General features: G+C 59.9%; 25 protein-coding genes and 1 pseudogene. 6 read left to right on the top strand and 20 right to left on the bottom strand.

What is annotated here, in order from left to right:
* Positions 1 to 40: 40 nt before the first annotated feature.
* The gene (locus tag EDF73_RS20590; RefSeq protein ID WP_132730909.1) at positions 41 to 313 is read left to right on the top strand and encodes a hypothetical protein; all 273 of its coding nucleotides are present in this window, start codon (positions 41 to 43) and stop codon (positions 311 to 313) included.
* Positions 314 to 343: 30 nt separating this feature from the next.
* Here EDF73_RS20590 and EDF73_RS20585 read toward each other — a convergent pair whose 3' ends face one another.
* Positions 344 to 1,267 (bottom strand): LysR substrate-binding domain-containing protein, encoded by a 924-nt coding sequence (locus tag EDF73_RS20585; protein ID WP_132731005.1) that lies wholly within the window; start codon positions 1,265 to 1,267, stop codon positions 344 to 346.
* 105 nt (positions 1,268 to 1,372) lie between these two features.
* Between EDF73_RS20585 and EDF73_RS20580 the strand changes: the two genes are divergently transcribed.
* Both EDF73_RS20580 and EDF73_RS20575 read left to right on the top strand, forming a co-directional pair.
* The gene (locus tag EDF73_RS20580) at positions 1,373 to 1,687 is read left to right on the top strand and encodes a carboxymuconolactone decarboxylase family protein (protein ID WP_132730908.1); all 315 of its coding nucleotides are present in this window, start codon (positions 1,373 to 1,375) and stop codon (positions 1,685 to 1,687) included.
* 10 nt (positions 1,688 to 1,697) lie between these two features.
* Positions 1,698 to 2,123 carry a tautomerase family protein gene (locus EDF73_RS20575; protein WP_132730907.1) on the top strand — a complete coding sequence of 142 codons (426 nt, stop codon included), beginning with the start codon at positions 1,698 to 1,700 and terminating at the stop codon, positions 2,121 to 2,123.
* A gap of 87 nt (positions 2,124 to 2,210) precedes the next feature.
* Here EDF73_RS20575 and nhoA read toward each other — a convergent pair whose 3' ends face one another.
* The 4 genes from nhoA to EDF73_RS20555 form a co-directional block, all read right to left on the bottom strand.
* Entirely contained in the window at positions 2,211 to 3,056 is an 846-nt protein-coding gene (gene nhoA / locus EDF73_RS20570; RefSeq protein ID WP_132730906.1) for an N-hydroxyarylamine O-acetyltransferase, read from the bottom strand.
* Positions 3,057 to 3,135: 79 nt separating this feature from the next.
* The gene (locus EDF73_RS20565; RefSeq protein ID WP_132730905.1) at positions 3,136 to 4,788 is read right to left on the bottom strand and encodes an iron ABC transporter permease; all 1,653 of its coding nucleotides are present in this window, start codon (positions 4,786 to 4,788) and stop codon (positions 3,136 to 3,138) included.
* 104 nt (positions 4,789 to 4,892) lie between these two features.
* A complete protein-coding gene (locus EDF73_RS20560) occupies positions 4,893 to 5,861 on the bottom strand; it encodes an ABC transporter substrate-binding protein (RefSeq protein WP_132730904.1) in 969 nt (322 codons plus the stop codon).
* Positions 5,858 to 6,562 carry an ABC transporter ATP-binding protein gene (locus tag EDF73_RS20555; protein ID WP_165905763.1) on the bottom strand — a complete coding sequence of 235 codons (705 nt, stop codon included), beginning with the start codon at positions 6,560 to 6,562 and terminating at the stop codon, positions 5,858 to 5,860. Before EDF73_RS20555 ends, EDF73_RS20560 begins: the two co-directional genes overlap by 4 nt.
* 211 nt (positions 6,563 to 6,773) lie before the next feature.
* On the opposite strand from EDF73_RS20555, the gene EDF73_RS20550 reads away from it, so the two are divergent.
* Positions 6,774 to 7,355: a flavin reductase family protein gene (locus EDF73_RS20550; RefSeq protein WP_132730902.1), complete on the top strand. Its 582-nt coding sequence runs from the start codon at positions 6,774 to 6,776 to the stop codon at positions 7,353 to 7,355.
* Between the two features lie 100 nt (positions 7,356 to 7,455).
* Here the strand turns inward: EDF73_RS20550 and EDF73_RS20545 are convergent, their stop codons facing one another.
* From EDF73_RS20545 to EDF73_RS20480, 13 genes and pseudogenes are all read right to left on the bottom strand, one after another.
* Positions 7,456 to 8,307 carry a DMT family transporter gene (locus EDF73_RS20545; protein ID WP_132730901.1) on the bottom strand — a complete coding sequence of 284 codons (852 nt, stop codon included), beginning with the start codon at positions 8,305 to 8,307 and terminating at the stop codon, positions 7,456 to 7,458.
* Positions 8,308 to 8,506: 199 nt separating this feature from the next.
* Positions 8,507 to 8,692 (bottom strand): hypothetical protein, encoded by a 186-nt coding sequence (locus EDF73_RS20540; RefSeq protein ID WP_132730900.1) that lies wholly within the window; start codon positions 8,690 to 8,692, stop codon positions 8,507 to 8,509.
* Positions 8,693 to 8,770: 78 nt separating this feature from the next.
* Entirely contained in the window at positions 8,771 to 9,001 is a 231-nt protein-coding gene (gene pptA / locus EDF73_RS20535) for a tautomerase PptA (protein ID WP_132730899.1), read from the bottom strand.
* 68 nt (positions 9,002 to 9,069) lie between these two features.
* Entirely contained in the window at positions 9,070 to 9,687 is a 618-nt protein-coding gene (locus EDF73_RS20530; RefSeq protein WP_132730898.1) for a glutathione S-transferase family protein, read from the bottom strand.
* Positions 9,688 to 10,023: 336 nt separating this feature from the next.
* On the bottom strand, positions 10,024 to 10,917 hold the full coding sequence (locus EDF73_RS20525) for a transporter substrate-binding domain-containing protein (protein WP_132730897.1): 894 nt from the start codon (positions 10,915 to 10,917) through the stop codon (positions 10,024 to 10,026).
* Entirely contained in the window at positions 10,914 to 11,690 is a 777-nt protein-coding gene (locus EDF73_RS20520) for an amino acid ABC transporter ATP-binding protein (protein WP_132730896.1), read from the bottom strand. Before EDF73_RS20520 ends, EDF73_RS20525 begins: the two co-directional genes overlap by 4 nt.
* Positions 11,674 to 12,600 (bottom strand): amino acid ABC transporter permease, encoded by a 927-nt coding sequence (locus EDF73_RS20515; protein ID WP_132730895.1) that lies wholly within the window; start codon positions 12,598 to 12,600, stop codon positions 11,674 to 11,676. Before EDF73_RS20515 ends, EDF73_RS20520 begins: the two co-directional genes overlap by 17 nt.
* Positions 12,601 to 12,609: 9 nt before the next feature.
* Positions 12,610 to 13,119, bottom strand: coding sequence for a GNAT family N-acetyltransferase (locus EDF73_RS20510; protein WP_132730894.1), 510 nt, complete (start codon positions 13,117 to 13,119; stop codon positions 12,610 to 12,612).
* A gap of 11 nt (positions 13,120 to 13,130) precedes the next feature.
* A pseudogene (locus EDF73_RS27770) lies at positions 13,131 to 15,401 on the bottom strand (NtaA/DmoA family FMN-dependent monooxygenase).
* A 52-nt stretch (positions 15,402 to 15,453) separates the two neighbouring features.
* Positions 15,454 to 16,575: a M20 peptidase aminoacylase family protein gene (locus tag EDF73_RS20495; RefSeq protein ID WP_132730891.1), complete on the bottom strand. Its 1,122-nt coding sequence runs from the start codon at positions 16,573 to 16,575 to the stop codon at positions 15,454 to 15,456.
* Complete coding sequence (locus tag EDF73_RS20490) at positions 16,572 to 17,573, bottom strand: MsnO8 family LLM class oxidoreductase (RefSeq protein ID WP_132730890.1); 1,002 nt, start codon at positions 17,571 to 17,573, stop codon at positions 16,572 to 16,574. Before EDF73_RS20490 ends, EDF73_RS20495 begins: the two co-directional genes overlap by 4 nt.
* Positions 17,574 to 17,678: 105 nt before the next feature.
* Positions 17,679 to 18,224, bottom strand: coding sequence for an AAA family ATPase (locus tag EDF73_RS20485; RefSeq protein WP_132730889.1), 546 nt, complete (start codon positions 18,222 to 18,224; stop codon positions 17,679 to 17,681).
* Positions 18,225 to 18,339: 115 nt separating this feature from the next.
* Positions 18,340 to 18,738: a cupin domain-containing protein gene (locus EDF73_RS20480; RefSeq protein WP_132730888.1), complete on the bottom strand. Its 399-nt coding sequence runs from the start codon at positions 18,736 to 18,738 to the stop codon at positions 18,340 to 18,342.
* Between the two features lie 114 nt (positions 18,739 to 18,852).
* Between EDF73_RS20480 and EDF73_RS20475 the strand changes: the two genes are divergently transcribed.
* Together EDF73_RS20475 and ansP are read left to right on the top strand one after the other, a co-directional pair.
* Positions 18,853 to 19,740 (top strand): LysR family transcriptional regulator, encoded by an 888-nt coding sequence (locus EDF73_RS20475; RefSeq protein WP_132730887.1) that lies wholly within the window; start codon positions 18,853 to 18,855, stop codon positions 19,738 to 19,740.
* A 189-nt stretch (positions 19,741 to 19,929) separates the two neighbouring features.
* On the top strand, positions 19,930 to 21,393 hold the full coding sequence (ansP, locus tag EDF73_RS20470) for an L-asparagine permease (protein WP_132730886.1): 1,464 nt from the start codon (positions 19,930 to 19,932) through the stop codon (positions 21,391 to 21,393).
* A gap of 45 nt (positions 21,394 to 21,438) precedes the next feature.
* Here ansP and EDF73_RS20465 read toward each other — a convergent pair whose 3' ends face one another.
* Positions 21,439 to 21,660 (bottom strand): YgdI/YgdR family lipoprotein, encoded by a 222-nt coding sequence (locus tag EDF73_RS20465; protein WP_132730885.1) that lies wholly within the window; start codon positions 21,658 to 21,660, stop codon positions 21,439 to 21,441.
* Positions 21,661 to 21,803: 143 nt separating this feature from the next.
* The gene (locus EDF73_RS20460; protein ID WP_132730884.1) at positions 21,804 to 22,865 is read right to left on the bottom strand and encodes a YncE family protein; all 1,062 of its coding nucleotides are present in this window, start codon (positions 22,863 to 22,865) and stop codon (positions 21,804 to 21,806) included.
* Between the last annotated feature and the right edge of the window lie 233 nt (positions 22,866 to 23,098).

The following is a 23,098-nucleotide window of genomic DNA, read 5'->3' as shown; positions in this document are numbered from 1 at the left end:
AAGCGCTGACTCAACCCGATGATACGTATGTGAGGGAACCATGGGGAAATACGTCATTTTTATCAGCAGCCGCGGCGGGAAAGCCGTGGCAAAAGACGCAGTGACATCCTCTTTGATTAAAGAGATGAAACGACAGGGATTCAGAAAACATCACGTTGAGGTAGACGCTGAAAACGAAACAGATGCCGTTAAAGCGTTCAATAGATTTAATGACGATTATCTGACGGAGGTAAAGGACTACACCGCAAGCGTTATATTTGGGTGCCTGTGCGCTATTCCTGTTTTCATCATTATTCTATTGTCAAACGGATAGCAAATTTGCGCCTCAGACGCAAAAAACAGATTAACAGACCGGGGCTCCGCGCACAGCGAAACTATCCGTCGGCGGCATATGCAGCGCAAAACAGGCGGTAATGGTATGCAGCAGCAGTTTCGCCGGCCCGGCAAGCCGATTTTCATCGCCATATAACCCCACTCCAATGTCACCCGCCGCAGGCAATTTTGCGCAATGAACGACCTGCAGCGAAGCAGGCATGCCCATCGTTGTGCGTAGCGCCACCCCCAGCCCTGCAGATGCGGCGGCCCAGATACCGTTCAGGCTGCGGCTGGTAACGGCAATACGCCAGGGAATACCGGCGTTGTCTAACGCCGCGGTGGCGGCGGTGCGCATGACGCACGGCGCTTCAAAGGCCAACAGCGGCAGCGGCTGGTTTCTGTCGAGATAACGGGCAAGATCGAACTCCGCCGCGGCGATCCACTGCAGCGGCAGTCTCCCCAGCAGATGATCAAAAACCGGTTCGTCGCGCCCTTCCCAGCTCAGGGCCAGATCGAGCTCCTGGCGCATCATCGCCTCGCGCAACGGCGCATTTCGCGTGACGGTAACCGCAATCTCCACCTCGGGACAGGCCCGGGAAAATTGCCCGAGGACCGTCGGCAGTAACACCTCGCCAAAATCCTCCTGCAGTCCGAGGCGAACCTCGCCGCTCGCTCCTCTGGCCTTCAGCGCAGCCCAGGCTTCGTCATTCAGGCTAAGCATTCGCCGCGCGTAGCTCAGCATAATCTCCCCCTCCGCCGTCAGCGCCAGATGACGCCCGGCCTTTTGTACCAGCGCCGTGCCGCTCTGCTGCTCAAGCTTTTTAAGCTGAGCGCTGATCGCCGACGTTGAACGCCCCAGGCGTTCGGCGGCAAGGGCAAAACTGCCGAGCTCCATTCCGGTCACGAAAGCGCGTAGCGCGTCGGCATCAAAGGTCAGTGGTCGTCTGGTCATCATTAATCATCCCGTTTTTCAGGATTGTTATTCATAAATTATATGATTATCGAAACCATCATAACCGGATATCGTCTCCGTGACATCCCACATATGAGGTTGAAAATGGACAAAGTTAATCTGACACGGGAAAACCTGGCGGCGCTGGCGCCAAAGCTGGCATCACTGAGTGAAGAGGTCCTGTTTGGCGATATCTGGCAGCGCCCGGCGCTGTCACCGCGCGACAGAAGCCTAATCACTCTCAGCGCGCTGGTCGCAATGTATCGTCCTGAACAGCTTGCCTGGCACCTGAAATTCGCCCGGAAAAACGGCGTAACGGAGAGCGAAATCACGGAGCTTTTTACCCACCTGTCGTTTTACGCCGGATGGCCAGCGGCGGTGTCGGCACTCAATGTGTTTAGCCAGCGCGATACCGAATGAGGGGATGCTTATGCCCATGACCCGCATCGCCATTTCTGAGTCGCGTTTCGCGCAATGGCACGCTCAAATTTCCCTGGATTTGCAGCAGGCGCTTGAAGACCATTTTTCGGTGCCGCCTGGCGACTGCTTTCAGCTTTTTGACTGCTACAGCCCGCGACAGCGCGTGTTTGACCCTGACTATCTCTGCGGCGCAGAGGGCAGGCGCAGCGACGATTATCTGCTGTTTCAGATAACGGCAGGCAAAGCGCGCAGCCCGCGCCAGAAGCAGGCTTTTTATCAAAATTTAGTCGCCAGACTTGAACGCTCGTTGGGGATCGGCCCGCACAACATCATGGTGGTCATTGGATTTACCGAGCCGGAGGACTGGTCATTCGGCGGCGGGAGAATGTTTTGTTTAGCGGATATCCCACCGCCGTCGCGACCCGAGGAGGAATAGCGGGCAAGCGCAAACGCTCGGGCCGGAACGAATGGCTTCCGGCCCCGAGATTCCCGACCAGTTGACCGGGCAGGAGGCGCTCAGCGCCTACTTGCCCGCGTCAGGATGGGTATCAAACGCCGCCATCACCGCCGCCAGTTCGGCCTCGCTGAAGCCATGTTTGGCATCATCGACGCCGAGGCCAAAGCGCGTCTGCAGCGCATCGTACAGCGTGGCGACATCCGGGAGGTCCACTTTCTCAACCACATGCTGGTTATCCCAGTGGGTAAAATGGAAATTGGTCAGGGTCATCTTGCCGCCGTCGGGCAGATGACGGCACATCAGCAGGTGGTGGCGAAAATGCGACTGCGGCCAATGAGCCGACCAGAAGTTACCCATCACATAATCGGCGGCAAACTGGCGATCCAAATCGAAATGGTACATCGATTGCCAGTGCTCATGATGGTTAAACTGCAAGGTCCACAGATCGCCTTCATACAGCAGACGATAGGTGCCGTGCGGAGTTTGCTGAGGAATATCCGCCAGCAGCTTAATCGGCGCGGTCAGGGTCTGGCCGCCAAAGCCGACGTCGGCAATCCAGCGCTCTCCCTCCACTTCCACCAGCAGCAGTCGATGGGTACGCGGCGGCATTTGCGGCGGATTCGCCAGCACCACCCGGCCGAGCAGACTGCGCACCCGGAAGCCAATCTCACTTAAGGCGCGCTCAAACAGGCCGTTTTGTTCAAAACAGTAGCCGCCGCGACGAGCGCCAATCAGCTTATCTTCCAGCGCCCGATCGTCGAGATGGATCTCCCTCGGCAGCAGCACATCCAGATTTTCAAACGGGATCGCGCCAGTGTGGTGAAGATGCAGCGTCCGCAGCGTGTTAATCGACACATCGGGGGTTCCCGTCCAGCCCAGACGAGAAAAGTACGCACGTAAAAATGGGCTCATCAATGCCTCCAGCAAACGGTGTGCGTCATTTATAGCGTATTTTTAGCCGCGCACTGGCAATTTTGTGCGATCGCCCGCGTCAGCGGGCGGTACGCTGCATCAGCGCCAGGGCGCCAAGCATCAACAGCAGGCCGCTGAAAAGCGTCAGGCTTGCCATCGCCATTCCCTGCCCCGGCGAACCTTGCTCAAACTGACGCCAGATAAACACCGCTACGGTCTGGGTGCCCGCCGGCGCCAGCAGCAGGGAGGTCACCAGCTCACGCGATGCCACCGCAAACACCATTAACATCGCCGCCAGCAGTGCCGGGAAGACCAGCGGCAGGACGATCAGCCGCAGCGCCTGCAGCGACGATGCGCCATGTACCCGCGCCGCCGGTTCAAGGTTCGCGCCAAGCTGACGCAGCGCGCTGCCGACGTAACGCACCGGCCACGGCAGCAGCAGGCAGCAATAGGAGAGCAGCAGCATAAACCAGGTGTTATAGGGCGACACCGGCCAGAACGGGCGGTTCCAGAGCAGGATCAGGCCGACGCCCACCACCACCCCGGGCAACGCCGCCGGCATCAGCGACAGGGCATCAATCAGCGCGCTGCCTTTGATTTTTTGCACCAGCACCAGCCAGGCGGCGACCAGACCGAGCACGCCGACAATCAGCGCCGAAGCTAACGCCAGCGAGAGACTGGTGCCCAGCGCCGATAGCGCATCGCCCTGCTGACTGAAGAGCGTGGCAAAATGTCTGAAGGTCAAATTGTCCGCATTCAGGCCGCCGGAAAGCGTACCGCTCAGACTGGTGGCCACCATCGACGCGCCCGGCAACAGCACCGCCAGCCCGCCGACCGCCGCCAGCAATAAGAGGGCCGGCGCGGTCAACCAGCCCAGTTCAGCCCCGCTGTTTTCACCCGGTTTGCCGGTCACGCTGGTCACCTCTTTGTCGCCAACCAGCCGCTTTTGCAACCACCAGGCGAGGAGCGCCAGCGTAATTAACAGCAGTGACAGCAGCGACGCCCCGCTCAGGTCGATTGGCCAGTCGGCGAGTTTGTTTTCAATACCGACGGTAAGCATCACCACCCCCGCGCGCGACCCCAGCGCCGCGGGCACGCCATACTCCTCAATCGCCAGGGTAAACGCCAGCAGCATCCCCGCCGCCAGCGCCGGAGAAAGCATCGGCAGCGTCACGTGCCAGAACGCACGCCAGGCGCTGGCGCCGTGGACCCTGGCGACCATAGCCAGCCGCTGCCCGCTCGCCAGCAGGCTGCGCGAAACGGCAAAATAGACCACCGGGAAAATATTCAGCGTCATCACCAGCACGATTCCCGTGCGGCTAAACAGCAGATCGTTAAGATCCCACCCGGTGAGCTGCTGGAGATAACCGTTACTCTGCAGCAGCAGCATCCATGACAGCGCCGCGATGTAAGGCGGCGTCAGAAACGGGATCAAAAACAGCAGATCCCACAGGCGCGACAGCGGCAGATTAAACAAGCCGCGCAGCACGCCGAGCGGTAGACCAATCGCCACGCTGACCAGCGCGACGCCGCAGGCAATCCATAAGGTCCCGCCCAGCATGGCCGGTATTTGCGGATCGGCCAGCAGCGCGGAAACCCCGCTGAACGGGTCCTGGAATGATCCGCCGCTAAACTGCGGAAACACCGCCTGTAAGAGAATAAAAAGCAGCGGCAACGCCACCAGCAGCAGAAGCGCCGCCAGCGTGATGCCGGGAATCAGTTTCTGTTTCACTATATCTTCCTGGGGACGAGCGAAATCTTCCGGGCGGCGGCCAGACGCAAACCCGGCGTCTGTCCCCCCGGCCGGCACCGCGCCGCCGGGGAGAATAGCCGAACTTATTGTCCGAACAGGGTATTGAAGCGGGCCAGCACCGCACGACGTTCGCTGCTGCCGTCGCCGGTGGTTGGCAGAACCTTCAGCTCGTTGAGCAGCGGACGTTTGGCGGTAATGTCGGCCCGCGCCGGCATCAGCCAGGCCCCGGCGACCAGCGCCTGCCCTTCCGCCGACAGCACATAATCGACAAAGGCTTTGGCATCATCCGCATGCCGGGTGGTTTTGAGGATCATCATCGGCCGCGGGGCGATCACCGTACCGCTGGCGGGGAAAATCACCTTCAGCGATTCACCCTGGTTGATATTGCCGTAGGAAACGTAATCCACCGCGCCGAAGACCGCCGCTTTCGCGCCTTGCATCACCGGCGTAACCGCCTGGGCATTCGGTCCGCTCACCACCATACCGTTCTTTTTCAGATCGTCGAACAGCGCCCAGGCCTTATCGCCCATGCCATTTTGCAGCCCGATCAGCAAATCTAACGATGCGCCCGACAGCGCCGGGTCCGGCGTCGTCACTTTGTCTTTAAACGCCGCTTCGGTCAGATCGCGCCACTCTTTCGGCTCCGGGGTCCCGCTTTTGCTGTTCCAGACGATCCCCAGCGCGGAAATCCCCTGCGCGACGTAGTCCGCCGACTGCAGGTTGGCCGGTACCTTTTCGGCATTGGCGCTCTGGTACGGCAGGAGCCAGCCGCGGTTATGCAAATCCTCCGCGGTATCCCACGACGCGGAGATCAGCACATCCGCCTGCGGGTTAGCCTGTTCGGCTTCGAGCCGCGCCATCACTTTGCCGGTGGTGGCCTGGAAAATATTCACCTTGACGCCGGTTTTCTTTTCGTATCCGCTGGCAAGGCTTTTCGCCAGCGTACCCGGGCCGGCGGTATATACGGTCAGCGCGTGGGCGCTGGAGATCATCGTGGCCGATAGCATAATCGCGAGCGTAGCTCCTTTCTTAAACGTCATAACGGATTTCATGCGGTTTCCCCTGAGGATGAAGTCACGGTGCGGACGGCGGCGATGCTGCCCGCGGATAAATGCACAATACGGTCAGCCAACAGCTCTGCTTCGCGGCGGTCATGGGTGACATACACCGCGGTGATCCCGAGCTGGCGCAGCAGGCGGCTCATTTCGATACACAAGGATTCGCGCAGTTCGCTATCGAGGTTGGAGAGCGGTTCGTCGAACAGCAGCACCCGCGGCTCGGCAACGATGGCGCGCGCCAGCGCCACCCGCTGCTGCTGCCCGCCGGAGAGACCGGACGGTTTGCGTTCGGCGAAACCGGTTAAACCGACCCTCGCCAGCGCAGCGTTCACCCGCTGCTGGCGTAGGTTGCGCGCCACGCCGCGCATCCGCAGCGGGAAGGCAATATTTTGCGCCACCGTCATATGCGGCCACAGGGCGTAATCCTGGAACACCATGCCAATATCGCGCTGCTCCGGAGGCATTCCCCATCCGCTTTTGGCGATCAGCCGATCGCCAAAATGGATTTCGCCGCTGGCCGGAACGGTTAATCCCGCCAGCAGGCGCAGCAGGGTGCTTTTGCCGCAGCCGGAGGGGCCCAGCAGCGCGACAATGCTGCCCGCGTCGATATGCAGATCGATATGGTTAAGTACGGTATGAGTGCCGAAAGCGAAAGAAACGCTATCGAGTTTGATGCCGGTAAGCGCACGCATTATCGCCCTCCCCGCCGGGAAAGCGATGCTCTGCCGGCGGTCAACATCCGCCGGGCCGCGCCCACCTGTGCTAAAAACAGGGGAGCTAACATAGTGTTATCCTCTTTGGGACTTAGTGCTGCCGACTATAGGCAGCCTGTATGACGTATTGATTACATTTTCATTGCGGCTTAACGTGTTGTCTGGCATCAGACCCATTTACCAAGGAACGCTTATGAGCCGTTTTCGCCACGTGGAACTCCAGTACGCCAGTCGCCTGCTCAATCACGGCCCGACTATTCTTATCACCAGCTATGACGCGGCATCAGAACGCCGCAATGTGATGGCCGCCGCCTGGTCGATGCCGGTGGAGTTTGCGCCGCCACGCCTCGCCATCGTGGTCGATAAGAGCGCCTGGACACGGGAAATTATTGAACGTAACGGGACCTTCGGCATCGTGGTGCCGGGCGTCGCCGCCGCCAGCTGGACCTATGCGGTCGGCAGCATCAGCGGGCGCGACGAAGATAAATTCAACGCCTACGGTATTCCGGTGGTCAATGGCCCGGTACTGGGGCTGCCGTTAATTGAGGAGAAGTGTCTGGCGTGGATGGAGTGTCGCCTGCTGCCGCCGACCGCCGCTCAGGAGCAGTACGACACGCTGTTTGGCGAGGTGGTTGCCGCCGCCGCCGATGAGCGCGCGTTTATCAGCGGACGTTGGCAGTTCGACGACGATAAGCTCAATACGCTGCATCATCTCGGCACCGGAAACTTTGTCGCCAGCGGCCGACATGTGCGGGCCAATACCCCGGAGGAGTAGTTTGCTTACTGCCCCCGGCGGCCTGGCGACCATAGCGCCAGAGACAGAAAAGCGCCGTTTCACCCTACGCGGGCGGGCGCGGCCAACGGCGCGCAGCCGTTTACGATGGTGACCCGCAGAACGCAACCGCCGCAATAATCAATCCGCCGCCGATAAAAACGGCCGGCCCCGGCAGCGAGCCAAACCAGATGGCGGCAAAGAAAACCGCCCACAGCGGCTCCAGCGCTATCACGATCGCCGCTTTGCCCGCGGCGACGTATTGCAGCGCAAAGGTCAACAGGCTGTAGGCGATACCGGTGCACAGCACGCCTATTAATATAACGTGCAACAACGTCTCACCGTCGGCGCTGCGGATGGCGGAATATCCCCAGGGAAGCGTGGCCAGCGCGCAGGCGCAACACTGGAGCCATGCGGACTGCAGCGGCGAAGCGCCGGTCTTCGCATGACGGTTATACAGCACAATCACCGCGTAAGATAAACCCGCGGCTAGCGCCCACAGCAGCGCGCTTCCCCCGCCCTGCGCCGACAGCGCTTCAGGCGAAATGACCAGCAGGCCAACCGCCACCATCACCATCGCGGCGACATCCCGCCGGGTAATCGGCGTGGCGAAGATAACCCGGCCAATCAGCGCCACAAACAGCGGAAAACAGGCGAAGCCCAGCGTCCCGACCGCCACACCGCCCTGTTCAACGCCGGTGAAAAAGCAGATCCAGTGCCCGGCCAGCAGCAGGCCGTTAATCGCCAGATGAGACAGCTCTCGCCAGGATAGCCGCCGCCACTGACGACGCGCCAGCAGCAAAACTGCGGATAAGGTCACTACCGCCCAGGCGGCGCGCCCGGCGACAATCGCGCTCACCGGCAGCGGCAGCCCTTTCGCCAGCACCGCCGAGAGACCAAATAACATCGTGCAAAGCTGCACGCCGGCTAACGCCTGAAACTTTCTTAAATCCATATTATCCCCCACTCTGCGCAGAGCAGGCTAACATTGCGGGACGCTTTTATAAAATCTCATCATCGATGGGGTATCGATTCGACCAGCGGCCGTCGGACCTCAAGCCTTTACCCGCCGCTATCCCGCGCGCAAGCCAAAAGAGGGACTTCTGAAGGGAACCCGCATGCGGTGTGTTATGCCGCATCCGGGTAGCGCCGGATCAGGTAATGATAATCGCCCGAATATTGTTAACGTTGGTCAACGTCGGGCCGGCGATCGCCAGATTCCCCTGGGCGGCAAAAAAACGATCGCGAACCGGCGTCCGGGACTGCCGTTGGCGGCAATGTGGGTGAAAGAAACCCGGCATGACGTCCGCGCGGCGATGCTCCGCGTCCTGGCTTCGCATCCTGAATTGTATGCTGAGACCGGCGATGGGGGATAGCCCGGCAACGGGCGGCCTGGACGCCGCCTTGCGGGACAGGCATTACGACATGCTGTAGCCCGGTTTTTTAATCAGCCGCGCCATCTGCGGGGCAATCTCGCTGTCCCAGACCTGCTGCCAGTCGCTTTGCTCAACCTGATTGAGGGCGACGCTCACCGCGCCCTCTTTGCTATTGAGATGACGGACAAGCACGTCGGTGATATCGGCGGCCAATGCGCTTTTTTGTTCATCGGTCAGATCGCGGGGAAAACATTTAATATCAACATGTGGCATAGCAGGCTCCTTATTTGTCAGATCGATAAACTAGCATAGCGCCGCGGAGTCGGTTCGCCTTTTGTGCTTTAAATCAACTCGTTGTCACGCAGAACCTGCTGTAGCTCCGGCCGCTGGTACACCTTGTCCGCCACGGCGACAAACTTTGGCGTGTGCTCCATAAACCACGCCCGCCGCGGCCCCCAGTTGCACATCGCCGCGATATAACAATCGAGCAGCGAAATGTCGGCCCCCAGCGCATAAGGCTCCGCGCGCAGCTGCTGTTCCAGCCACAGATAGAGCGACTTGCGATAGCGAATGCAGTTCTCCCGCAGCTGCTCAGGCGCATCGGCGGTCCAGCGCTGTGGATAATCGGCATAGGTGAACGTGGGGTAGACATTGGCCACCAGCCAGATCAGCAGGCGCTGAAACTGCTGGCGCTGCGGCGTCCCCGGCGCCGGCGCCAGATCCGGGCGCTGGTCAAGGATCATTAAGGCCATCGCGGCGGATTCGGTCATCACGCTGCCATCATCCAGCCGCAGGGTCGGTACCTGACATAGCGGGTTTAGCTGCAGCAGGCTGTCGCGCTGCGGGCCCGGCTGATCGAAACCGGCAACGTTGACGAAGCGATAAGAGATCCCGGCCAGGGTCAGCATCAGCTCGCCGATCGCCGACCCCCAGCCCGGTACACCATAGACGGTTATCATTTTCGGCCTCCACGATAAACATTAAGTTTAGGCACAAAATCGGGCTGGCATGCCGGAACCCCCGCGCAAAAGTACGACGCAACATGATACAGAATACGCTGTTGCCGGTAGCGTTGCCCCCGTCATGGCGACGCCCAACCCTGCAATACCGCATACAAATCCGCCACACAACGCATAAAGTGACATTGACATCATCTTTGCCGATTTGTGAACACCGCGATGAAAGTCGATATCAATAATTATCCGGTCCGCTGGCAACATCAGCGCCTGATTTAATACCGCTGGCGAAAGTTCGTCCCGCTGTTTCGCCCTGTACTCCGGCGAAACAGCGGTTTTTTAGTAGGTGATCCCCGGGGGATTTACCTGAGACTGTGCCACCGCTTCGCCCTGCTCTCCCCAGCGTGCCAGCACCTGCTGATACTCGCCGCGCGCGATCGCGCCATCAAGCGCCGCCTGCAACGCAAACACCAGGCCATTGCCCTTTTTAGTGGTGGTGGCGACGTACGCTTTTTTCGGCCCCAGCCCGACAACTTTGGTGGTCCCGGTCAGCGCCGCTTTGTAGGCCGCCACCGACTGAGGGCCAAAGAAGACATCGGCGCGCCCGGACTGGATGTACAGATTGCCGGAGGCGTCATCGGTCAGGTACACCGGCAGCGCCGGCTGGCGCCCTGCGGCGGCGTTCTCTTCGTTCCAGCCGAGCAAAATGCGCTCCTGATTAGTGCCGGAACCGACAATGACCTTCCGGCCGGAGAGATCCGCCGCGCCGCTGATGTGAGCGATACTGCTGGTGGATTTAACCGAAAAAGCCAGCGAATCGACACGATAGGTGGCGAAATCGAACTTCTCCTTACGCTGTTCGGTGACTGCGATATTGACCAGCGCCACGTCATAACGCCCGGAGGTAATCCCCAGCGGCCAGTCTTCCCACGCCGTCGGCACCAGCTTCAGCTTCAGGCCTAAACTCCCGGCCAGCAGGCGGGCAATATCCGGGTCGCTGCCAATCCGCGTCCGGTTATCGCTCGCCAGCAGCGCCAGCGGCGGCGAGTTGAGCGCCGAGATCGCCACCGTCAGGGTACCGGGCTCGACAAAGTGATAACCGGCCGGGATCCTGGCGATCGCCTGCTTATCCAGCGTGACCGGTAGCGGCTGCTCATTCGCCCGCAGATCGATTTCCGCCTGCGCCCCCGCAGAAACGGCGCAGAGGGCCAACGCGACTATCCCCATTCTCATACCAGTACCTTCGATAAAAATTGCCGCGTCCGCTGATGCTGCGGATGGTTAAGCACGGCGTCGCTGCTGCCCTGTTCAATGATTTTGCCATCGACCATAAACACCACCTGATCGGCGACCTCGCGCGCAAACCCGATTTCATGGGTCACCACCACCAGCGTAGTGCCGGAGCGGGCCAGTTTTTTAATCACGTCAAGGACTTCCCCAACCAGTTCCGGGTCCAGCGCCGATGTCGGCTCATCAAACAACATCACCCGCGGCTTGAGGGCCAGCGCTCTGGCGATGGCGATGCGCTGCTGCTGGCCGCCGGAGAGATGGCGTGACCAGGCATCGGCCTTATTGCGCAACCCCACCACATCAAGCAGCTCATAGGCGCGTTCGACCGCTTCCTTACGGCTGGCCTGCTTGTGGGCGATCGGCGCTTCAATCAGGTTTTCCAGCACCGTCAGATGGGGGAACAGGTTGAAGTTCTGAAACACATAGCCCACGTTAACCCGCTGGCGGAGGATCTCTTTCTCCTTCAGTTCATACAGTTTGTCGCCCTGCCGACGATAGCCGATGTAATCGCCATCGATCTGGATAAAACCTTCATCGACCCGCTCCAGGTGGTTAATGGCGCGCAACAGCGTTGACTTTCCCGACCCGGACGGACCGAGGATCACCGTGACCGTCCCGGGCGCGATCTCCAGCGAAACGTCGTCCAACGCCTTGTGGCGACCAAAATATTTGCTGACGCCGGTAATCGAGATATGGCCGTTATGAGAGTTGGGCATGGATAGTCTCCTGCGGTTGCGGCTGACGGGGCGATTCGGCGCTACGGGCGCGGCGCGGCGAGTTCACCGCCGAGCGACGTTCGCTGCGCGCGAGGGCGCGCTCCACCAGATATTGAATCAGCGACAGCACGCTGGTGATCGCCAGGTACCAGACGGCGCCAACCATCAGCAGCGGGATCACCTCCTGGGTGCGGTTGTAGATCATCTGAATGGTGTAGAACAGCTCCGGCATCGCCAGCACATACACCATCGCCGTACCTTTGGCGAGACTGATAATTTCATTAAAGCCGGAAGGCAAAATCGTCCGCAGCGCCTGCGGCAGAATAATACGCAGCGTGCGGCGCCACGCGGGCAGGCCCAGCGCGGCGGCCGCCTCATACTGCCCGTGGTCGACGCCGAGAAAACCGCCGCGGATGATCTCCGCGGTATAGGCGCTCTGCACCAGCGTCAGTCCGACTACCGCCGTGGAAAACTGTCCCAGCACGTTAATGGTCTGGTAGTTGCCCCAGCTGATATGGGTAAAGGGAATACCCAGCGACAGCGTGTCGTAAAGATAGGAGAAGTTGTAGAGGATAATCAGCACCACAATCAGCGGCAGCGAACGGAACAGCCAGATATAGCCCCAGGCAAGGCTGCTCAGCAACCATGAGGAAGAGAGTCTGGCCAGCGCCAGCAGGCCGCCGAAAATGACGCTCAATACGCTACCCAGCAGCGTCAGCAGCAGCGTTTGCCCCAGCCCTTCGAGGATAACCGGATCAAAGAACCAGCGGGCAAAGACCGCCCACTCCCAGCGCGGGTTAAAGGCCACCGATTGCACCACCACCGCCAGAACCAGCAGCGCCAGCACCGCGCCCACGGCACGCAGCGGATAGCGCGCCGGGACCACTTTAATCGTTTCCGATGTTTTCATGTTCCCTCCTCAGGCGCTGTGGCTTAGGGCGCTGACCGCCAGCGCTTTGGTGAACCGCAGCCGGCCGTCAAACGGCGGCTGGCTGTACTCTTCCGGGTTGCGCGTCAGGTCAAACTGCGCGTCATAGCCCTGGCTCAGATAGAGCCTGACCGCTTCCGGCTGGCGAAAACCGGTGGTCAGGTAGATATGGCTGTAGCCCGCCAGCACCGCCCGCCGCTCCAGCTCCTGCACCACCCTGGCCGCCAGCCCCTGCTGACGCAGGGCATGATGAGTCCAGATACGTTTTATTTCCGCGGTGTGGGTATCTTTCGGTTTGTAGGCGCCGGTGGCGATAATTTCCCCCTCCCGCTCCAGCACGATAAACAGCCCCTGCGGCGCCAGATACCATTCGGTCAGTTCGACTTCCGCATCGCGGGAAAAATAGTCGCCGTAGCGCGACGCGTATTCAGCGAACAGGCCGTTGATAATCGGCTGTAGTTCAGGCGCTTCGGGTGAAATATCGCGGAATAGATCGCTCATACTGCCTCCTGTTAATCACCGAGCCCGGCCGGGTTAATTTCTGATTGCGGGATGCTCTCCACGCCTTCGCCCCAGCGGTTAAGCACCCTGGCGTAATCGCCGTTGTTAATCGTACCGTTCAGCGCCGCCTGCACGGCATCCACCAGGCCGCTGCCTTTTTTCACCGTAACCGCAATATGCGCCGCTTTTGGCCAGCCGCCGTCCACGCTGCCAACCAGTTTGGTTTTCCCGGTCAGCGCCGCTTTCCACGCCCCGATGACGTTCGGGCCAAAGAAGGCGTCGGCGCGACCGGACTGGATCGCCAGCGTCTGGGCGGCATCATCTTTGGTGTAGACCGGGGTAAACGGTTTCAGCCCCTTCTGTAGGTTTTCCGCATTCCACGCCAGCAAAATGGCTTCCTGATTGGTACCGGAGCCGACGATAATGCGCAGCCCGGCGATATCCCCGGCGGTGTCAATTTTGTGCAGCGGGCTGGTGCTCTTGACGTAGAAGCCCAGCGAATCCTTACGGTAGGTGGCAAAATCGAACTTCTCTTTACGCTCTTTGGTCACGGTAATATTGCTGATCGCGGCATCATATTTGCCGGAAGCCACGCCCAGCGGCCAGTCCTCCCATGACGTCGGCACCACGTTCAGCTCCAGCCCGAGGCTATCGGCGACCAGGCGGGCAATATCGGCCTCGCTGCCAAGCAGGGTCTTGTTATCATCCGAAAATACGGTCAGCGGCGGTGAGTTCAGCGCCGCCACCGCCACGGTGAATTTCCCCGGTACCGCGAAGTGATAGTTGGCCGGCAACAGGGCAATGGCCTGCGGATTTTTCGCCGTGTGAATCGGGGCTTTATTCGCCTCCAGACTTACCCCGGTACCGTTAATGTTGACGTCCTGCGCCCATAACGGGGCGCTGAAGGCCAGGGCAAGCGCCAGTAAAAGTGACTTTTTCTGCATAGCGAGAGTTCTCTGTTGTTATTGTTGTTGTTGGAATTGATTAACCGGCAGCGTCAGCCCCAGGCTTTCGCGCAGCGTCGTTCCCGGATACTCCCGGCGGAACAGCCCGCGCTCCTGCAGAATCGGCACCACCCGGTCGACAAAGCGCGGGAAGGTATCCGGCGTGCCGCCCTGGATAATGAAGCCGTCGGCCGCGCGCTGTTCAAACCACTGCTGTAGACCGTCGGCCACCTGCTGTGGCGTCCCGGCAAAGCGCGGGCGTGGGCTGGCGGCTTCCAGCGCGACCTGGCGCAGGGTCAGGCCGCGCTCGCGGGCGTTGCGCTTGATTTCATCGGTGGTGCTGCGGAAGCTGTTTTTGCCGAGGTCGCCAATATCCGGGAACGGTTCATCCAGCGGGTACTGCGCAAAGTCATGGTGTTCGAAATAGCGCCCAAGGTAGTTGAGGGCATCCTCGATCGACACCAGCGCGGCGGTGGTCTGATATTGCTGTTCAACATCGTCGGCATCGTCGCCGACGATCACGCTGACTCCCTGGAAGATATGGAGCTGGTCGTCGCGGCGGCCATAGGCTGCCAGCTGACTTTTGACATCGCGATAAAAGGCCTGCGCTTCGTGCAGCGACGCCTGATGGGTGAAAATGGCGTCGGCATGACTCGCCGCCAGCTTTTTGCCATCATCAGAGGCGCCGGCCTGAAAAATAATTGGCCGTCCCTGCGGAGTCCGGGAAATATTCAGCGGCCCGGCGACCTGGAAAAAATCGCCGTGATGATCGAGGGTATGCAGCTTATTTTTATCGAAGAATTGGCCGGTCGCTTTATTACGCACAAAGGCATCCTCTTCCCATGAATCCCACAGGCCTTTGACCACGCGTAAATATTCATCGGCGATGCGGTAGCGCAGCGCGTGGTCAGGATGCCGGGCGCGGGAAAAGTTCTTCGCCGACCCTTCCAGGGGGGACGTCACCACGTTCCAGCCCGCGCGCCCCTGGCTCAGGTGGTCAAGGCTGGCGAACTGTCTCGCGGTGGTGAACGGCTCGCTATAGGAGGTGGACAGGGTCCCGACCAGCCCCAGCCGCCGGGTGATCGCCGCCAGCGTCGACAGTACCGTCAGCGGTTCAAAGCGATTTAAAAAATGCGGGATCGATTTCTCGTTAATATATAAGCCATCGGCGACAAATAAAAAGTCCAGCTTGCCCTCTTCCGCTTTTAAGGCCGTCTGTTTGACGAACTCAAAATTAATGCTGGCATCCGCCTGGGCGGTCGGATGACGCCAGGCCGACATATTTCCCGATGCGCCATGTAATATCGTGCCCAGACGCAGTTGTCGTTTTTCAGACATAGCAACCCCTTTCCTTGCCGAAAATGAAAATAAAAGCCTGAGGTCTCAGGCGTTAAATCTGGCGTAATGCCTGTTGCGCCAGCGCCGCGAAATAGCGGGCCGCCGGAGCAATTAAGTTGTCATCCGGATTGTAGGCCGGGTGGTGAAGACCGAATTCGCTGGCGCTGCCGATGCTGACAAACGCGCCGGGAATATGCTGCAGGTAAACGGCGAAATCTTCGCCGCCCATGTGCAGATCCGCATGACGGGTGCGGTAGCCGGACTGTGCGGCAACCTCGCTGGCAAATGCCGCCCAGCGTTCGTCATTGACCAACGCCGTCGGCCCGGCGTACCAGAAGACGTCGATTTGCGCGCCAAAAGCGCTGGCGAAACCGGCGGCAATTTCACTGACCCGCCCCTTGACCCGCTGCTGCACCTCGCTGCTGTGGGTACGCAGGGTCCCTTCAAGCTCCACGCTTTCCGGCAGCACGTTCCAGGTATTGCCGCCCTGGATCCGCGTCACGCTCAGGACCACCGAATCGAGGGTATTCACCTCGCGGCTGGCAACGCTCTGCAGGACGGTGACCAGCTGGCTGGCCAGTAAAATCGCATCTTTGCCTTCGTGCGGCCGGGCGGCATGCGCCCCTTTACCGGTGACCTTAAAGACGAAGCGATCGACGTTGGCGTAGAACGCCCCGCCGCGGGTGGCGAACTCGCCCAGCGGCAGGCCGGGTTCATTGTGCATGCCGAAGATCGCGGAGACCCCCTCCAGCGCCCCGGCGCGAATCAGGGTTTTCGCCCCGCCAAAGTTCTCTTCCGCCGGCTGGAACAAAATGCGCACCCGGCCCGGCAGCTGCGCTTCCCGTTCTTTCAGCAGCAGCGCAGCCCCCAGCATCACGCTGGTGTGGATATCGTGACCACAGGCGTGCATCACCCCCTCGTTTTGCGAGCGATACGGCAGACCGGTGGCCTCCGCAATCGGCAGCGCGTCGATATCCGCCCGCAGGGCGATAACCTTGTCACCGCTGCCGACTTCCACCACCAGCCCGGTTTTCAGCTCGTAGGGCAACACCCGCAGGCCGCCGCTCTCGAGCCAGTCGCGAATGCGCGCGGTGGTCGCCACCTCCTGCAAGGAGAGTTCCGGGTACTGATGCAGCTCGTGCCGCCAGTTGATCAGCTGTTGTTCAAAGCTCATGGCAGCGCCTCCGCACCTAGATGGGCCTGGGCCAGCAGGCGCAATGAGTCGAGACGCGCCAGCCCTTCGCTGAGCGGCGTGTCGATAATGAATTCGTCAATATTCCAGGCGCTATGCAGGGCGTCGAGCTGCGTTTTGACCTCCCCGGCGGTGCCGGCCAGCAGCGAAGACTCGCGACGGGCGATCCGCGTCGGCTGACTCCCGGCCTGGCGCGCAAAAGCCGCGGCCTGCGCTTCGCTGCCGACGGTGACCCGCTGGCCGTTTTCCAGTTCAACGCCCCAGACTTCGACCTGTTTAGCCAGCGCGGCCGCCGTCGCGCTATCCTCCGCCACGATGACCTGCACCGCGACGATGGCGTCCCGGCGGCTGAGGGCGCGCCAGCGGGTCAGGACATCGCGCAGCAGGGTTTTATCGCCGTTAAGGTGGGCGGCAAAGACAAAGTTCCAGTCCAGCTGAGCGGCCAGCTGGGCGCTTTCGAGGCTGGCGCCGAGCAGAAAACCGTCGGCGCGGCGCGGGGGGATTGGCGTGGCGCGCAGGCTCTCCTCACCTTCAGCATCGGTAAGCGACAGCCAGTTATCCAGCTGCGCGAGGCGGTCGGCAAAGGTTCCCCCCTCTTCAGGATGCAATCCCTGTTGCAGGGCGCGGGTGGACAGCGGCAGGCCGCCCGGGGCTTTACCGACGCCCAGATCGACGCGGCCCGGCGCGATAGAGGCCAGCAGGTTGAAGTTTTCCGCCACTTTATACGGGCTGTAGTGCTGCAGCATGACGCCGCCGGAACCAACGCGAATCTGGCGGGTCTGGCCGAGGATCCAGGCGATCACCACTTCCGGCGACGGGCTGGCTAATTGATCGGTATTGTGGTGCTCGGCAATCCAGAAGCGGTGATAGCCCCAGGCTTCCGCCTGTTGCGCCAACGTTAATGTACGCGTCAGCGCCTGAGCGGCCGTTTCCCCCGCCGCCAGCGGACTTTTATCCAGGATACTGATTCGATAAGACATTTCGCAGGCTCGTATTAATTAACATGCCTGCATTATTAGAATCTGCCGCGGCCACTGAGAAACAATTTATTTACATGTACTCTGCCGGAAAATAGATATACCCCCTTAACGCGACGCCACCCGCCGCTGTAGCTGGCGGATAAATTCCTCGGTCTGCCGCGGGTGACGCAGGCGTACGAAGCGAATATGCCGATACGCCGGGTCGGCCATATCAGACTGATAACGCTGGCGATTTTGTTTCCAGGTTTTGATGGTCCACCAGATAATGGATTCGCGGCTAAAAAAGGAGCGACGGAAGCTTTCACGGTTGCCGGTCCCCGGCCACAGCTCCTGGCGGCGGCTGGCGCGGGAGGCAGCCCGGCAGACGGCCTGCCTCAGCGTGCGGCAGAAACCGTAGTCCAGCCACACCACCAGATCGACCTCGCGCCACTTGACCGGGCGGCTGCGGTGGTAATTGCCGTCCAGCACCCAGCCGGGGGCGTCGGTGGCGGCGGCGATTTTTGCGAAGAACTCATCGTCCGGCGTCCCCTGCCACTGCGCAAACCAGTACAAACGATCCATTTCGATACAGGGTACGGACAGAGTCTGCGCCAGGCGGCGCGCCAGCGTCGATTTGCCGACGCCACTGGTGCCCACTACGTTGATTTTCATCGTTGTCTCTCAGCGGTTGCCGGCTGAGAATCATAGCCTGAAAAAGGGAAACGGCGCTACCGGCTCGCCGCAAGGCGGGCGTCAGGGTATCCCACCTTCCGACGAGCGGCGGCGATTAGCTTGCCGGATACTGCTCGTCGGTCACTTTTTCCAGCCAGGTGACCGGGCTGCCGTTTTCGGCTTCGGCGATGGCGATATGCACCATTGCGGTATCGCTGCAGGCGCCGTGCCAATGCTTAACCCCCGGCGGGATCCACGCGATATCGCCCTGGTTCAACGCCTGCGGCGCGTTGCCCCACTCCTGCAACCAGCCGCGCCCCTGGGTGACGATCAGCGTCTGGCCCAGCGGATGGGTGTGCCATGCCGTCCGCGCGCCGGGCTCAAAGGTGACCGTCGCGCCGCCGACCTTCGCCGGCTCCGTCGCCTGAAACGGCGCGTCAATGCGAACGTCCCCGGTAAACCAGCTGTCCGGGCCTTTTCGTGAAGGCTGCGAGCCGCTACGGATAATATGCATTTTTCTCTCCTCTCAACTTGACCTGTCTGTTCAAGGTAGCGCAATGTTGCCGCGAGGATTAGACTGCGAAATCAGAAAGGAACCATGAGCAGAATTCATTAATTCGGGAAAACGATGTTAAAAGAAAACGTTAACGACCTGCTGTCGTTTATGGTGGTGGCCCGCGAGCGCAGTTTTACCCGTGCGGCCGCCCAGCTCGGGGTCTCACAGTCCGCCCTCAGCCACGCGATGCGCAATCTCGAGGCCCGGCTCGACGTTCGTCTCCTGACCCGGACGACCCGCAACGTTGCGCCAACCGAAGCCGGTGAGAAACTGTTCCAGAGCCTCGGCCCGCATCTGAAAGAGATCGAGCAGGAGCTCAATGCGCTGCGCGATACCCGCGATCGGCCGGCGGGCAACATCCGCCTCTCCGCCGGGGATCATGCCACCAGCGCCGTACTGTGGCCCGCGCTGAAAAACTTTATGCGGCAATACCCGGATATCAATATCGAAATCACCGTCGATAACGGCCTGACCGACATCGTCGATGGCCGCTTTGACGCCGGCGTTCGCCTCGGAGAACAGGTCGCCAGAGATATGATCGCCGTGCGTATCGCCCCCGATATGCGCATGGCGGTGGTCGGCTCGGCGGACTATTTTCAGCGCTTTGACATTCCGTCAACGCCATATGACCTCGAACAGCATCGCTGCATCAATATGCGTCTGCCGACCCTCGGCGGCATTTATGCCTGGGAGTTTGCCCAGGACGGTCGCGAGGTTCGGGTACGCGTCGAGGGGCAAATCACCCTCAACAGCCTTGCGCAGCGGATTGATGCCGCCGAATCCGGGCTTGGGCTGGCCTATGTCCCGGAGGACAGCGTCGGGCAGGCGCTGGCGGAGGGACGACTCATCCGGGTGCTCGATAGCTGGACCCCCTCCTTCGCCGGCTATCACCTCTATTACCCCAGCCGCCGCCAGCATACCACCGCTTTTAGCCTGCTGGTGGCGGCCCTCCGCTATTGAACTCATTGATATCTAAGCAAGTGCGCTACAGCAATGTTTTACGTGCGTCACTATCTCGTTACGTGTAGGATGCTGCGCCATGCCGTGCTTATCTCCTACGTCAGAATGATGGGAAAGCCAGCATAACGTGCTGCTACTGAGCGGTGCGATGAACCACTCATGGACATTGACAGGAAAATGGGTACATCAATGAATACAAAGCAAAACACGGCGGCGGAACAGCATGCCGCCAGGCGTCACTGGCTTAACTCTCACGAATCGGGCTATCACAAGGCCATGGGTAACCGGCAGGTGCAGATGATCGCCATCGGCGGCGCCATCGGTACCGGTCTGTTCCTCGGCGCAGGCGCGCGCTTACAGATGGCAGGGCCCGCGCTGGCGCTGGTTTATCTGGTCTGCGGCCTGTTCTCGTTCTTCATCTTACGCGCCCTCGGCGAACTGGTTCTCCACCGTCCTTCCAGCGGCAGTTTCGTCTCCTACGCCCGTGAATTTCTGGGTGAAAAAGCGGCCTACGTTGCCGGCTGGATGTACTTCGTCAACTGGGCGATGACCGGCATTGTCGACATCACCGCCGTGGCGCTGTACATGCACTACTGGGGCGCTTTCGGCGATGTCCCGCAGTGGGTATTCGCCCTCGGCGCGCTGGCGATTGTCGGCACCATGAATATGATCGGCGTGAAGTGGTTCGCCGAAATGGAATTCTGGTTCGCCTTAGTCAAAGTGCTGGCGATTGTCGCCTTCCTGGTGGTCGGGACCATTTTCCTCGGCAGCGGCAAGCCGCTGGACGGCAATGCCACCGGCTTCCACCTGATTACCGATAACGGCGGCCTGTTCCCGCACGGGCTGATGCCTGCGCTGGTGCTGGTTCAGGGGGTGGTGTTCGCCTTTGCGTCCATCGAACTGGTGGGTACCGCCGCCGGTGAATGTAAAGATCCGCAGACCATGGTGCCGCGCGCGATCAACAGCGTGATCTGGCGTATCGGCCTGTTCTACGTCGGCTCCGTACTGCTGCTGGTTTTGCTGCTGCCGTGGAACGCCTATCAGGCGGGGCAAAGTCCGTTTGTCACCTTCTTCTCGAAGCTGGGGGTACCGTATATCGGTAGCGTGATGAATATCGTGGTGCTGACCGCCGCGCTCTCCAGCCTTAACTCTGGCCTGTACTGCACCGGGCGCATTCTGCGTTCGATGTCGATGGGCGGTTCCGCGCCGAAGTTTATGTCGAAGATGAGCCGCCACCACGTTCCGTATGCCGGGATTCTGGCGACGCTGGCGGTGTATGTCGTCGGCGTATTCCTCAACTACCTGGTGCCGTCACAGGTCTTCGAGATTGTCCTTAACGTGGCATCGCTGGGGATTATCGCGTCGTGGGGCTTTATCGTGGTGTGCCAGATGCGGCTGCGTAAAGCGATTAAGGAAGGTAAAGCGGCGGACGTGAGCTTTAAAATGCCGGGCGCGCCGTTTACTTCCTGGCTGACCCTGCTGTTTCTGCTCAGCGTGCTGGTGCTGATGGCCTTCGACTATCCGAACGGCACTTACACCATCGGTTCGATTCCGCTGATTGCGGTCCTGCTGGTCGCCGGCTGGTTCGGCGTGCGTAAGCGCGTCCAGGCGGTGCACAGCACGGCGCCGGACGCGCCGACTGTACAGAAATAACCTTAGCGCGGTTTGTCCGTCAGCGGGCAAACCGCCACTTGCTGCTTAGTTATCTTCCACCAGCTGCGACACATCGCTGCTGTTAATCTGCCGACGATGGCCAGATTCATCCACGTAGCTGGTCATCCCGGTGTCTTTATCCAGACGCGGCTTGCCCTGAGTCACAATGGTCTGCCCACTTTTCGTGGTCATCACGTAGTTTGAAGTACACCCCGCAAGCAGCGCCAGCATCGCGCCGGCGCACAGAACCATAAATGGCTTATTCATACATCCTCCAGAATGTTTATCGCCGCCTAACGTAAGCGGGAAAGCATTGATTGTAAAACCATTACATTGCTGAGGCCAATAGGTGTTTGTAACAGAGGGTGATTCCGCGGGACTGGAGGGGTTTCCCCCTCCTTAAAGATAACTTACAGCGCAATGCGGATAACGTCATCCGGCTGGGTGGCTTCTTTCTGACGGGTAGATTCCTGTTTCACGCTGACATACAGCGTTTTACCGTCGGCAGAGAGCGCCAGGCTGTTCGGGAAGGTTGGCGTTTTGAAGGTTTTTACCACCTTATAGGTTTTACCGTCAATTACGCTAACTTCACCGGCTTTACGGTGCGTCACGTAGGCTTCGTTACGCGTCGGGTTGAACAGCACCGCCAGCGATTCCGGCGCGGCGATTTTCTCCAGCACTTTACCGTCACGCAGGTCAACAACCAGCACTTCCGGCTGTTTGCTGTCGGTGATGAAGGCGCGGTGACCCGCGGTATCGAGGCTCAGGTTCAGATAGAAATGCTCTTTACCGTCATCCTGCAGCTTTTTACGGCTCAGAATTTTGTTGCTGTCACTGTCGATGGTCAGCAGTTCGCCATCGGCGTTGGTGGTGTAGATCCGCTTCGCGTCAGCATCCACCGCCAGGCCGGTCGCCATGGCGCCGGTATTGGTAATAGTCTCTTTCAGCGTCAGCTTTTCTCCGTCGACCACCCAGATCACGCTCTCTTTACCCAGCCCGGTGATATAGACGGTATTGGTTTTTTCATTGACCGCCAGTTCACGCGGCGCCAGCGGACGCACGGTTTCGCTGCGTTTACGGGAGTCCAGCACCAGACGGCCTTTGACGGCGCCGGTTTTCGCATCAATCGCGGTGACGGTGCTGTCGGTGGTATTACCGAACCACAGCGTTTGCGTCGCGTTGTTGATGGTCGCGCCGAACGGTTTCAGATCGTTATGGATAACCTGGGTGACCTCCAGGGTGGTCGGGTCGAGACGATACACAATCCCGCCTTTATCCAGAGAACGGCTTTGTGAGGTAGCGACCCACAGCGCATTTTCTTGCTGGCTGTAAGCCATTTCGTATGCGCCCTTGCCGACCGCTTTACGCAGCATTTCTTCTGCCGCATGAGCGCTGAAGCTCCCTGCCAGCAGTAAAGAGGTTAATAACAGTGAACGACGCAGACGCGGCGCGGACAGATGACGTAATGACATGACGACTCCCTTTGATAAAACAAATATGTGCCTGCTCGACATTGCTTCCGTGGCGCAAAGTCATGGCTTTGCGCTATTTTTCAAATGCGAATAGTAATCATTATTTGCCCTAAAGTGGAGCGCTATTTCGTCATACTGGCGGCTAAAATAGTCATTCGGTGCCATTCTTTAACGGAATCACCGTTAATAATTTTCAAAAACTTACAAAAGAGTTAACATATGCGGACATGTTC

The sequence above is a fragment of the Klebsiella sp. BIGb0138 genome, from assembly GCF_004342285.1.
Taxonomy (GTDB): domain Bacteria; phylum Pseudomonadota; class Gammaproteobacteria; order Enterobacterales; family Enterobacteriaceae; genus Klebsiella.
Note: the sequence above shows the minus strand (reverse complement) of the source record. Positions and strands in the feature narration are given on the sequence as shown.